At 73.2% G+C, this 13,210-nt stretch carries 4 protein-coding genes and 2 rRNA genes; all 6 read right to left on the bottom strand.

Going from position 1 to position 13,210, the window contains the following annotated elements; all coding sequences use genetic code 11:
• Positions 1 to 123: 123 nt before the first annotated feature.
• Positions 124 to 5,091, bottom strand: coding sequence for an NAD-glutamate dehydrogenase (locus tag N912_RS57025; protein ID WP_084211539.1), 4,968 nt, complete (start codon positions 5,089 to 5,091; stop codon positions 124 to 126).
• A 383-nt stretch (positions 5,092 to 5,474) separates the two neighbouring features.
• Positions 5,475 to 9,875 carry a hypothetical protein gene (locus N912_RS0136900; protein WP_028926368.1) on the bottom strand — a complete coding sequence of 1,467 codons (4,401 nt, stop codon included), beginning with the start codon at positions 9,873 to 9,875 and terminating at the stop codon, positions 5,475 to 5,477.
• Positions 9,876 to 9,944: 69 nt separating this feature from the next.
• Entirely contained in the window at positions 9,945 to 11,621 is a 1,677-nt protein-coding gene (gene ettA / locus N912_RS0136895) for an energy-dependent translational throttle protein EttA (protein ID WP_028926367.1), read from the bottom strand.
• 49 nt (positions 11,622 to 11,670) lie between these two features.
• On the bottom strand, positions 11,671 to 12,219 hold the full coding sequence (ssb, locus tag N912_RS57020) for a single-stranded DNA-binding protein (RefSeq protein ID WP_084211538.1): 549 nt from the start codon (positions 12,217 to 12,219) through the stop codon (positions 11,671 to 11,673).
• Positions 12,220 to 12,902: 683 nt separating this feature from the next.
• Positions 12,903 to 13,019: ribosomal RNA gene (gene rrf, locus N912_RS0136885) — 5S ribosomal RNA — on the bottom strand.
• An 86-nt stretch (positions 13,020 to 13,105) separates the two neighbouring features.
• Positions 13,106 to 13,210: ribosomal RNA gene (locus N912_RS0136880) — 23S ribosomal RNA — on the bottom strand; the annotation flags it as partial.

The following is a 13,210-nucleotide window of genomic DNA, read 5'->3' as shown; positions in this document are numbered from 1 at the left end:
GGGGCCTCCCTGGCCGGAGGCCTCGTTCTCCTAACTTGTCGTGATCCGCCGAACGCTCCTGTCGCGCCTCGAAGCGGAGGGGCGGATCACGGCCCGTCTCCGGATCGGCGCGGGGAACGCGGCTCATCGGGACAAGCCCCTCAGCTGCCGCGACACCACCGACAACGTGGCCAGGTCCAGCCCGGCCTGGCCGATGGCCTGCAGCGCGGCGCGCGCCCGGCCCAGCTTCGCGGCGTTCAGCCGCTCCCACTGCGCGATCTTGTCCGGGACGCTCTCCCCCGGTGAGGTCTCCCGCAGCACGTCCAGGGTGATCGCCCGCAGCGAGCCGTAGAGGTCGTCGCGCAGGGCCAGGCGGGCCAGCGCGTGCCAGCGGTTGCCGCGCTCCAGGTTGCTCACCGAGGTCAGCGCCAGGTCGATGCCGAGGTGGTCGGACAGCGCGAAGTACAGCGCGGCCACCTCGCCGGCGTCGCGCTCCTCGTGCTCGCGCTCGGACAGCTCGGTGACGTCCACGATGTCCAGCAGCGAGTAGTCGTTGAGCAGCGCGGCGGACCGCTCGGCGAGCGCCTTGGGCACGCCGCGCGCGGTCAGCTCCTCGACCCGCTCGGTGAGCGCCTCGGCCTCCCTGCCGACCAGCAGCGAGGGCACCCGGTCGCGCAGGGCGGTCACCGTCCGCGAGAACCGGGCGATCTCGGCGCCGACCGCGAGCGGCTGCGGGCGGTTGGTGAGGAACCACCGGGTGGCCCTGTCCAGCACGCGGCGCGACTCCAGCACCAGCTCGTCGGCCAGGCCGGTGTCCAGGCCGGGCCCGCCGCCGGTGTCCAGCCGTTCGATGTCGGCCCACAGCTCGGGCAGCCCGAACACCGCGGTGGTGATCGCGTACGCGCGCACCACGTCGGTCGCCTCGGCGGCCAGCTCCTCGGCCAGCCGGAACGCGAACGTGATGCCGCCGCCGTCGACCACCTCGTTGACCAGCAGCGTGGTCACGATCTCGCGGCGCAGCGGATGCGCGGCCACCGCGTCCGGGAACCGCTCGCGCAGCGCAGGCGGGAAGTACTCCATCAGCCGGCCGGCGAACACCGAGGCGTCCGGCAGGTCGCTGGTCAGCAGCCGGGCCTTGAGGTCGAGCTTGACGTGCGCGATCAGGGTGGCCAGCTCGGGCGAGGTCAGCCCCTGGCCGAGGCGCTCCAGCGTGGCGAACCCGGCCTTGTCCGGCAGCACGTCCAGCTCGCGGTCCAGGTTGTCCCTGGCCTCCAGGTCCGCCACCAGCCGGGCGTGCACCCCTGTCATGTTCTTGTCGTGCGCGCGGGCCACCCCGAGCATCGCGTTCTGGCTGAAGTTGTCGTCCAGCACCAGCCGGGAGACGTCGTCGGTCATCGCCTCCAGCAGCTCGTTGCGGCCCTGCTCGGTCAGCTCGCCGGCGGCCACCACCCGGCCCAGCGGGATCTTGATGTTGACCTCGTGGTCGGAGCAGTCCACCCCGGCGGAGTTGTCCAGCGCGTCGGTGTTGACCTTCCCGCCGGCGCGGGCGAACTCGATCCGGCCGAGCTGGGTCAGCCCCAGGTTGCCGCCCTCGCCGACCACCTTGACCCGCAGCTCGTCGCCGTTGACCCGCACCGGGTCGTTGGCCTTGTCGCCGACCTCGCTGTTGGCCTCCGTGTGGGCCTTGACGTAGGTGCCGACGCCGCCGTTCCACAGCAGGTCGGCCGGGGCCAGCAGGATCGCCTTGATCAGCTCGGGCGGGGTGAGCTTGCGGACGCCGTCCTCCAGCCCGAGCGCGGCGCGCATCTGGGCGGACACCGGGATCGCCTTGGTGGTCCGCGACCAGACCCCGCCGCCCTCGCCGATCAGCGAGCGGTCGTAGTCGTCCCAGGACGAGCGGGGCAGCTCGAACAGCCGCCGGCGCTCGGCGTAGGAGCGGGCGGCGTCCGGGTCGGGGTCGACGAACACGTGCCGGTGGTCGAACGCGGCGAGCAGCCGGATGTGCTCGGAGAGCAGCATGCCGTTGCCGAACACGTCCCCCGACATGTCGCCGATGCCGACCACCGTGAACTCCTGGCCCTGGGTGTCCACCCCGAGCTCGCGGAAGTGCCGCTTGACGCTCTCCCACGCGCCCTTCGCGGTGATCCCCATGGCCTTGTGGTCGTACCCGGCCGAGCCGCCGGAGGCGAACGCGTCGCCCAGCCAGAACCCGCGCTCGACCGCCAGCGAGTTGGCGATGTCGGAGAACGTGGCGGTGCCCTTGTCCGCGGCGACCACCAGGTAGCTGTCGTCGCCGTCGTGGCGCACCACGCCGTCCGGGGGCACAGTGTCGCCGTTGTGCAGGTTGTCGGTCAGGTCCAGCAGCCCGGAGACGAACATCTTGTAGCAGTTGACGCCCTCGGCCTGGGTGGCCTCCCGGTCCACGGCCGGGTCGCCGGTGGGCTCCGGCGGGCGCTTGACCACGAACCCGCCCTTGGCGCCGACCGGCACGATCACCGCGTTCTTCACCGCCTGCGCCTTGACCAGCCCGAGCACCTCGGTGCGGAAGTCCGCCGGCCGGTCCGACCACCGCAGCCCGCCGCGCGCCACCGGCCCGAACCGCAGGTGCACGCCCTCCACCCGCGACGAGTAGACGAAGATCTCGAACCGGGGCTTGGGCGCCGGCAGCTCGCGGATCTGGCCGGGGTCGAACTTGATCGCCACGTACGGGCGGTGCGCGAAGTAGTTGGTGCGCAGCGTCGAGGTGATCAGGTTGAGGTAGCCGCGCAGGATCCGGTCCGCGTCCAGCCCGGTGACCTCGTCGATCATCCCGGTGACCTCGGCGAGCCGCTCCTCGACCAGCTCGACGCGCTCCGTGCTGTCCGCCGCGCCCAGCGCTGGGTCGAACCGGGCCTCGAACACCCTGACCAGCGCGGCCGCCACCGGCGCCTGCGCCACCAGGATGTCGGCCAGGTAGTACTGCCCGTACGGGGTGCCGATCTGGCGCAGGTACCGGGCGTAGGCGCGCAGCAGCCCGGCCTGCCGCCAGCTCAGGCCCGCGCGCAGCACCAGCGCGTTGAACCTGTCCACCTCGATGTCCCCGCGCCAGGCGGCGGCGAACGCGTCGCAGAACGAGCGGCGCACGACGTCCAGGGGCCGGTCGGCGGTGGCCTTCAGCGCGGCGGCACCCATCCGCAGCCCGAAGTCGTAGATCCAGCAGCGCCGGCCGTCCGGGCGGGTGATCTGGTACGGCCGCTCCTCGATGACCTCCACGCCCATCTGCTGCAGCACCGGCAGCAGCTCGGTCAGCGCGACCTCCTCGCCGGCCAGGAACAGCTTGAACCGCCGCTCCCCCCGGGTGGCGCTGGCCGGGGTGTAGAACGTCAGCGCCGGCTCGTCGCCGAGGCTCTCCACCCTGGCCAGGTCCTCGACGGCCTCGGCGTCGTCGAAGTCCTCCTTGTAGGCGGCCGGCACCAGCCGCAGGTAGCGGCGGATCGTGTCGGCCAGCTCCGGCTGGTCCTCGGTACGGGCGAGCACCCGGTCGTCCCAGGTCCGCACCGCCTCGGCCAGCTCGTGCTCCAACCGGTCCAGGTCGGGCTCGATGGTCTGCTCGGGGTCGGTGTGCACGGTGACGTGCAGCAGCGCCACGCTGTCCTCGGTCACCCTGGCCGTGTAGTCCACCGAGTGCCCGGACAGCTCGCGCAGCAGCACCTCCTGCATGGCCAGCCGCGACGACGTGGTGTACCGGTCCCTGGGCAGGTAGACCAGCGCGGTGAAGAACCGCCGGTACGGGTCGGGCCGCAGGAACAGCCGCAGCCGCCGGCGCTCGGCCAGCGAGAGCACCCCGAGCGCGGTGTCGTACAGCTCGTCCGCGCTGGCCCGGAACAGCTCCTCGCGCGGGTAGCTGGAGATGACCTCCAGCATCCGCTGCCCGGAGAACGACTCCAGCGGGAAGCCGGCGCGGCGGATCGCCTCGCGCACCCGCCGGGCCACCACCGGGATGTCCAGCACGCTCTCGTAGAGCGCGTTCACGGTGAGCAGCCCGAGGAACCTGTGCTCGCCGGTGACGTTGCCGTCCGCGTCGAACGTCTTGACGCTCAGGTAGTCGGGGTAGACGGGCCTCGACACACGGCTGAGCGCGCTGGCCTGGCTGATCAGCAGCAGCTCGCGCCCGGTGGCCCGCTCCACCGCGTCCGAGCCCGGCGCGAACGAGACCGTCGACAGGTTGTCCCCGCGCAGCACGCCGAGCCCGGAGGCCAGCTCCGCGGTCAGCTTCGGCCGCTCCGCCGATGTGTCAAGCACGTAGCGTCTGTACCCCAGGAACGTGAAGTGCTCGTCGGCCAGCCACTCCAGCAGCCGCGCCCCGTCCTCGACCTCGGTGCGGCCCAGCGGCGGCGGGTCGGCGCGCAGCTCGGCGGCCAGCTCCCGGGCGGTGTGGTTCATCCGCTCGGTGTCCTCGACGACCTCGCGCACGTCGCCGAGCACCCGGGTCAGCTCGTCGGCGAGCGTGTCCCGCGCCTCGTCGTCGGCCAGCGCGTCGGTCTCGATGTGCATCCACGACTCGAGCTGCGCGCCCTCCGGCGGGTCGCTCGGGTTCGCGTCCGGCAGCACCTCGCCCAGGTCACCGGTCAGCCCCCGGCGCACCACCAGGATCGGGTGCATCACCCGCTGCACGTACGCCCCGGACCGCCTGATCGCGGCCAGCACGGACTCGACCAGGAACGGCATGTCGTCGGTGACGATCTCCACCACCGTGCACGCCCGCCCCAGCTCGGCCGCCCCGTCCCGGACCCGCAGCGCCGGACGGCCCTGGGTGCGGTGCTCGGCCAGCTCGTAGTGCGAGCGCACGGCGCTGATCAGCTGCTCGGGCTCGGCGGCCGCGAGGTCCTCGGGCGGGGTGTGCCGGAAGTACAGCTCGCACAGCTCGGCCAGGCTCGGGTCGATGGCCCGCGCGCGGGCCAGCACGCCCTCGGTATCGGCGGGCTGTCCGGTTCCGTCGGTGGGCGGCGCGCCGGAGTGGCCACCGCTACCGCCACTCGCCCGCTCGGTGTCCGTGCCTGTGTCGGTGTCCGTGCCCTGCCGGCCGCGGGGTTCGTCCCCCGACTGTCGAGACCGGGTTTCGATCGAGCTCATCGCTGTTCCCCTCCGGCCGCACCGTAGCCGCGAGTGCCGCCGCCCCCACCCTAACCATCGGCCTACCCGAGGCGTCTTCCCGCTTGATCGTTCGATTAGGCCGGCCCGTGCGACGACCGGCGGCGGCGCGGCGGCCGGCGGATCACGCGGTGACACGTGGCCTCGCCGCGCTCGGCGTGGAGCGCATTCGCACCGGTCTCGGTAGGCGCGTCGAGCGGTGGGCTCACGCTGTGGTAGCTGCCCCGCCGCGCTCGGGGCGGAGCGCATTCGCACCGGTCTCGGTGGACGCGTCGAGCGGTGGGCTCACGCTGTGACACCTGCCCCGCTCCGCTCGGCGCGGAGCGCATTCCCACCGGTCTCGGTGGACGCGCCGAGCGGTGGGCTCATGCCTCCCGGTACGCCGCCAGCGCGCCCGCGAGCAGCTCGGCGAAGCTCAGCTCGGACACCGCCCGGCCCGCGAGCGGCCCCTGCTCGCCGGAACGCGCCCCGCCTGCCCGCGCCGCCCGGCCGCCCGGCCGGTCACCGGCCGCGTCCTCACCGTCCGGGCCGTCGGCGTCCCCGGGCCGATCCGACCCGCCCGCCCCGTTGACGGCACCGTCCATACCGGCCCCGTTGGCCAGGCCGCCTGACCCCGATCCATTGATCGAACCGTGCGCGCTGGCCCCGTTGGCCAAGCCGTCCGCACCGGAACCATTGACCGAACCGTTCGACCCGAACCCGTCAACGGAACCGTGCGCACCGACGCCGTTGACCACGCCGCCCGCGCCGGACCCATTAACCGATCCGTGCGCACCGACGCCGTTGGCCAAGCCGTCCACACCGACCCCGTCGGCCGAACGGTGCGCACCGGACCCGTTGACCCCGTTGACCGAACCGTGCGCACCCGACCCGTTGACCAGGCCGTCCGCGCCCAACCCGTCAACCCCGCCGTTCACATCAGCCCCATTGGCCACACCGTTCACGCCAGTCCCCGCAGCCGCACCGTCCGTGCCCACACCGACCCCGTCGGCCCCGCGCACGGATGGCCTGGCATGCCGGCCCGCCCGCCGGGAACCGTCGTGCCCGGCGTCCTCCTGACCGTCCCGGTCGCCGAACCGATGCCCGTTCCCGGAGGCCGCCACCTCCGGCTCACGATGATGACCGTTGACGCGCCGCCCACCGTTCACATCATGCGCACCATTCACACCGTTAACACTATGCGTTCCGTTCAGCGGACGGCCACCGTTTAGCTCGGGCTCGTCGGCCTCCGCCTCGCCGGACGCGGCCAACGCATCGCGCCGGCGCCTGCGCCGTGCCGGCGGCTCCGGTTCCGCGAGCGCGGTGCGCCCGATCGCTCCGGTGCCCGCCACCGAACCCGCCGCGACGCCCTCGCCGACCAGTCCGCGCACCCCCGCCGTGCCCTCGACGCCGCCCAACGCGGCATGCCCGTTGACCGGAGCGAGATGGCCGTTCGTGGCGGTGCCGTTGACCGGCGAGCCGTTGGCCACCGAACCGCCGCCGTTCGCCGGCACCTCCCACCGCGCCGAGGTGGGGGCCGTCGTAGCCCGCGAGCGTGACCGTCCCGGCGCACCCGCCAGGTCCGGAACCGATCCGAACGGCGCGCTCGACCGCCGGACGTCGTACCCGCCCGTGTCGCCGGCACCGCCCTCACCACGCCGCCGACGCCCGCCACTGCCCGGCGGGGCGCTCACCCGGTTCGCGCCCACGAACGCGCGGGACGGCTCCGGTTCCACGTGCGGGGCACCATGGCGCCCGGCGGCCGGCCCGTCGTCGCCCTCGGCCGGCGGCTCGTCGATGTCCGAGCGCAGGCCGGTGTCGCTGTTCGACACGGCCTGCCCCGGCACCCGGTAGGGCGGGAAGGACGGTTGGTCCGTCGGATACGTGGGCTGGTCGGGCGCTCCAGACGGCGCTCCGACCCGACCGGACCGCAGCTCACGGACGTGCTGTTCCACGCTGAGCGCCCCGCCGAGCCAGCGCACACCGATCCGGAAAACCGCCCGGGGCACATCGGCCGCCAGCTCGGGCCACGCCTGGGACAACCCGGTGGACAACGCCCGGACCCACCTGGTCACCACCTCGGGGTCGGTCTCGGGCATGCCGATGGCCATCGCGTCCTGGTCGAGCCGGTACACCCGAGCGCCCGGGGGGATCTGGCCACGCACCCGCTCGCCGATCCGCCCGGCCAGCGCGGTCACCGAGGGGCCCGTCGGGGAACCGTCCGGCGCGACGATGTCCACCAGCACGAGGTGCGGCGGCTGGCCGGTCTCGTCCGCCAGCTCGGCCAGCTTCACCGCCAGCTCCGGCACGCTCAGCGCGGGCGCCTGCACCGGCTCGGGCGCGCGCCGCCGCCCCGAAGCCATCGCCCCGCCACCGGCGCCACCCCACGCCGGCCGCCCGGCACCGCCCGTGGCCTCCACCCCGCGCCCGGCGTCGGCGCGCCGGCGGCCTCCGCCCGGTCCGTCATCGAACGGACCCCGGTCATCCTGGCCTCCGCCGAACCCGCGACCGCGCGGCCCCTCCGCCGACCGTCGGCCCTCACCGCGACCGCCGAACCGCCCACCGTCACCGAGCCGGTCGCCCCCCGGCCCGCCGTCCCCGAGCTGACCGCCCTCACGCGGGCGGTCGCCCGACCGGCGGCCCTCGGACCGGTGCGCCCGGCCACCCGTGCCGAGCTCTCGGTCGTCGCCCCGGCCGGTGAGCCGGTCGCCTGGCAGCCTCCGGTCGGCACCGCCGCGCCGGTCGGGCTCGCGGGGCTGCCCGAGTCCGTCGACGCCCGGGCCGGCCTGGTTCGACGGACCCGGCCAACCGCGTCCCGAACCGGGCGCGTCCGGGGCCGCCCCAGGGTCGGCTCCGGGTCGATGACGCCCCGGCACCGGCCCGTCAAAGGCGTCCGAGCTATGCGGACCTCGCCGCTCAGGAGCACGCCCCGGGACCTCGATGCCCCGCGAACCCACCGCGCCGGCCATCGGACTCCCCCGGCCCGGCCCATCGGAACCGAGCCCGCCGGGCGCATCCACCGGGCGCCCCGGCCCGTCGGCGGGACCCGACGCCACGGGCCCGGCGACGCGCGGCATGTCGAACGTCGGGACCGACACCGGGTTCGCCGGGCGCGGACCGGTGGACGGCTCGCTCGGCTCCTGTCGCGGGCCGCGCTCCGGCCACCGAGGCGCCCGGTGGCCCTGCCCCATGTCGGCCGGTGGCCGTCCGTACTCGACGGCGTCCTGCCGAGGCGGCGCCATGCCCCCCGTCGGCTCGGCCCTCTCGCCTCGCCTCGGCTCGGCGCCCGGCGGCCGCTGAACCGGGGGCGCGGGTGGCCCGGACGGTCGAGGCCCGGCGGCTCCGGCCCGCCCGGACGGCTCGGGCGCGCCGAACGGGCGCACCGGCGGCTGACCGGGCCCGGCCGGACGCGCGGACCAGGACGAACCCGTGCCGGATGGTGGTGGCGCCGAAGGCGGCCGTGACGGCTGGGTCTCGGAGTCGAGTGCGTCCGGGCTCCGGGACCCCGCCGGGCCGACGGACTCCGGCCGCTCGCGGGTGCCGCCAGGCCCGACTCCGCCGCCGGGCTGGCCCGGCTCGGTCGGCCTCGGCGGCCGGGGAACCGCGGCCCCCAGCTCGCCGGCACGCCCGTCGAAGATGTGCGTCTGCGTGGTCGACAAGGCGGCCTGGCCGTCCGCGCGGGTGTCGGCCGGATGGTGCTGCGCCGAGGCGAGCCGTGTCTCGCTCCCGGCGCGGGCGAGCAGCACCAGCGCCTGTTCGACCCGGGCCGCGTGCAGCCGGTACGCCTGGTGCGCCCGCCGGCTGGCGGTGAGGGCGAACGGAAGCTCGCCGCGCCGCTCCCGGATCTCGGCGAGCAGCCCGTGGCACTCCACCTCGACCTCGGGCAGGTCGTGCGACTCGATGACCTTGGACACCCACTCGGCCGCCGCGAGCGCCGCGTCCTCCTCGCCGGCCGGCAGGTACACCCGCTGGGCCAGCGTCAGCCGCATCCGGGAGACCGGGACCAGCGCGCCCGGCCGCGCGCCCCACCGCAGCACCGACCGGGCCACGTCGCGAACCGCCTCGGTCTGCCCACCGTCCAGCAGGGCCAGGGTCAGCTCCAGGCTGAGCTCGGCGGCGAGATACGGCGACACCGGGTCGAGCGCGCCGTCCCCGGAGGCCCCGCCGAGCACCCGGCGCAGGCCCTCCCTGGCGCGCTCCATGGCCCCGTTGACCTGCCCGCGCTCGCGCTGCTGGCGCGCCAGCACGGCGTCCACGGCCGCGAGCCCGAGCTCGGCGTACTCGCCGCCGAGCTGGCGCAGCGCACCGGCGGCCACACCCACCGACTCCAGGGCGCCGTCCGGGGACTCCGCGCCGCCGCAGCGCGCCGCCTCCAGGTGCGCGTCGGCTCGCAGCCCGAGCGACACCTCGACGTGTCCGAGCACCGGCGCGAGCAGCGCGAGCGCCGTGTCCCGGTCGCCGAGCGTCCTGGCCACCGAGGCGAGCTCGACGCGAAGCCGCCCGGCGGCCTCGGCGTCGTTGCCCCGGCCGGCCTCCGATAAGGCCTGTGCCGCACGCGGCACCGCCGCGACCCCGCGCCCGATCGTGACCAGCCCGTGCGCCAGCCAGCCCTCGGCGCGCAGTGCGCTCGCCCGGTCGCCACCGGCCCGCGCCAGCTGTACCGCCTGCTCGGCGAGCGCCGCCGTGACCTCCGGTGCCCGCCACCGCGACGACTCCGCGAGCTCCAGTACCGCCGGTGCGGTCGCGAGCGCGGACGCGGCGGAGGCGTTCAACTCCGTCGGCTGCACGGCGCCTCCCGGGACGTCAGCGGTGGACAGCGGATGCGATGGCCGCCTTACGGCGCGTCGTCGCGACGCTCAGTCGCGTGTCAGCTTACGGTGTGTCACCCGGTGCGGTCGGGCAGCCTCCGCTCCCAGCCGTTCGATCTTGTTCTTCTCGTAGGCCTCGAAGTTTCCTTCGAACCAGAACCAGGACGCCGGGTGATCGTCATCTCCCTCCCAGGCGAGGATGTGGGTGGCCACCCGATCGAGGAACCACCGGTCGTGTGAGATGACCACGGCGCACCCCGGGAACTGTTCGAGGGCGTTCTCCAGCGACGACAGCGTCTCGACGTCGAGGTCGTTGGTCGGCTCGTCCAGCAGGATGAGGTTGCCGCCTTGCTTGAGCGTCAGCGCGAGGTTGAGCCGGTTGCGCTCACCGCCGGACAGGACGCCGGCCGGCTTCTGCTGCTCGGGCCCCTTGAACCCGAACGCCGCGACGTACGCCCGCGACGGCATCTCGACCTGGCCGACCTTCATGTAGTCCAGCCCGTCCGAGACGACCTGCCAGACGGTCTTGTCCGGATCGATGCCGGCCCGGTTCTGGTCGACGTAGGACAGCTTCACGGTGTCGCCGACCCGGACCTCGCCGGAGTCGGGCTTCTCCAGGCCCACGATGGTCTTGAACAGGGTCGTCTTTCCCACCCCGTTGGGACCGATGACGCCGACGATGCCGTTGCGCGGCAACGAGAACGACAGGTCCTTGATCAGCACCCGGCCGTCGAAGCCTTTGTCCAGGTGCGACACCTCCACAACCACGTTGCCGAGCCGGGGGCCCGGCGGGATCTGGATCTCCTCGAAGTCCAGCTTGCGCGTCTTCTCCGCCTCGGCGGCCATCTCCTCGTAGCGCTGCAGCCGAGACCGGCTCTTGGCCTGCCGCGCCTTGGCGTTGGACCGCACCCAGGCAAGCTCGTCGACCAGGCGCTTCTGCAGCTTGGCGTCCTTCTTGCCCTGGACGGCGAGCCGCTCGGCCTTCTTCTCCAGGTAGGTCGAGTAGTTCCCCTCGTACGGGTACGCCCGCCCCCGGTCCAGCTCGAGGATCCAGCCGGCCACGTTGTCCAGGAAGTACCTGTCGTGGGTCACCGCGAGCACCGCGCCGGCGTAGCTCGCCAGGTACTGCTCCAGCCACAGCACGCTCTCCGCGTCGAGGTGGTTGGTCGGCTCGTCGAGCAGCAGCAGGTCCGGCTTGCTGAGCAGCAGCTTGCACAGCGCCACCCGCCGGCGCTCGCCGCCGGAGAGCTGGCCCACCTCGGCGTCCGCCGGAGGGCAGCGCAGTGCGTCCATGGCCTGCTCGAGCTGGGAGTCGAGGTCCCAGGCGTCCGCGTGGTCGAGCTCCTCCTGGAGCTGCCCCATCTCCTCCATCAGCTCGTCGGAGTAGTCGGTGGCCATCTTCTCGGCCACCTCGTTGTACCTGTCGAGCTTCTGTTTGATCTCGCCGACGCCCTCCTCGACGTTGCCGAGCACCGTCTTGCTCTCGTTCAGCGGTGGCTCCTGCTGCAGGATCCCGACGGTTGCGCCGGGGCTCAGGAAGGCGTCGCCGTTGTTCGCGTGCTCCAACCCGGCCATGATCCGGAGCACCGTCGACTTGCCGGCGCCGTTCGGACCCACCACCCCAATCTTCGCCCCGGGCAGGAACGACAGGCTCACGTCATCGAGGATGACCTTGTCACCGTGCGCCTTCCGCACCTTTCGCATGGTGTAGATGAACTCAGCCACACCCTCGATCGTAGATGCGCTGCCCCGCCGGCCGTCGTCCGCACCGGGCTCACGAGGATGCCGACTTCACCACCTCCAGCGGCGGCCGCGCCGATTCACCGTTGGACCGGCTCACCTTGCCGTTCGGCGCCGCCGAGGCGCTGGCGACCGCCGGCTCGACCTCCTCCCGCGCGGTGCGCTCCTCCTTGACCGGACCCGCCTGCGCGGGGATCTCGGGCGCACCGTCCTCGAACGCCTCGCGGCGCGGCCGTTTCGGGACCGCCGAGCAGCGCGACAGGTCGGGGCCGGCCGCCCAGGCGTCCATCTCGGTGACCGACCGCTTCTGCCCGTCCAGCTCGTAGTTCCGGGTGTAGAGCCGACCCTGCACGATCACCGGGTCGCCCTTGGACAGGGACAGCAGGACGCCGTCCGCGAGGCGGCGCCAACAGGTGACCGACAGGTACAGCCGGTCGCCGTCCACCCACTGCTGCGACGCCTTGTCGAACCGCCGCTCGTTGGTCGCCACCCGGAAGCTCACCGGTCCCTCACCGTCGCCGACGCGCCGGCGCTTCACGTCCGTGATCACATTCCCTACGACAGTCACCTGAGTCTCGTTCATCGTCGTCCTTCTCTCGCTGATCTCCGCCGGCGTGCTCACCGGCCGACACCAGACTCGCGGGCGGACCACCGCGGGACCACCGACCGAGCGCCGGCTGTGGACAACCGGGGTCACTGTGGACAACCGGCCACGATCGGCGGCCGGCGTGCCCCAGATCGTCAGAGCTCACGGGACAATGCCGGCCGGGCCGAATCGGCCGGGCACCTCGCCGGGCGGCCACGGCAAGGACATGCCGCGTCGCCAGCGGCGACCCGTCCGACCGCATCGCGAGGCCGCATCTGGCTCCGAGCCCCCGATCCCGCCCGCTGTGTCGGCGGCTACGGCCCTCGGCTTGGCAGGTCGTGTAAGCCGCACGCCTCGCGCCCCCGGCGGCCAGGCGCGATCTGAGCGCCGTTCGGGGGGCAGGGTGAGCCGGCCGGATGATCCGCTGAACAGCCACAGCGAACCACGCGCTACCGAAATGTCACCGCCGTACGCGACCGCGAGCGTGCCGCCCTCGCCAGAAGGCAACACCAGCGTGGTTCCACGCTCTCGCGCTCCCGGTATCGGCACACTCGGTCACCGAACGTGACTCCGGGCGTGGGTCAGGCTCGCAACGGCTCGGGACGTCACGAGCCGGCATACAACGCAAAAGAGGGGGATGACAGGAACAGGTCCTGTCATCCCCCTCCAAAGAGAAAGAATGTCGGCGGTGTCCTACTCTCCCACACCCTACCGAGTGCAGTACCATCGGCGCTGAAGGGCTTAGCTTCCGGGTTCGGAATGGGACCGGGCGTTTCCCCAACGCTAAAACCACCGACACAACTATCCAACAATCAAACAAACACCACCCCACACAGGTGTGGTTGTTTGCTCAGGGTCACACAGTGGATGCGAACAAACTGCTGCGGTGAAGCCCTCGGCCTATTAGTACCAGTCAACTCCACCCCTCACGAGGCTTCCATCTCTGGCCTATCAACCCACTAGTCTCATGGGGGCCTTACCCCTCAAA

The organism is Actinospineispora acaciae DSM 45401, from assembly GCF_000620785.1.
GTDB classification, from domain to species: domain Bacteria; phylum Actinomycetota; class Actinomycetes; order Mycobacteriales; family Pseudonocardiaceae; genus Pseudonocardia; species Pseudonocardia acaciae.
Note: the sequence above shows the minus strand (reverse complement) of the source record. Positions and strands in the feature narration are given on the sequence as shown.

Coding starts and splice junctions, on each gene's coding strand:
- N912_RS57025 (WP_084211539.1), bottom strand. CDS start 5,091: ATGAGCTCGATCGAAACCCGGTCTCGACAGTCGGGGGACGAACCCCGC.
- ssb (WP_084211538.1), bottom strand. CDS start 12,219: ATGAACGAGACTCAGGTGACTGTCGTAGGGAATGTGATCACGGACGTG.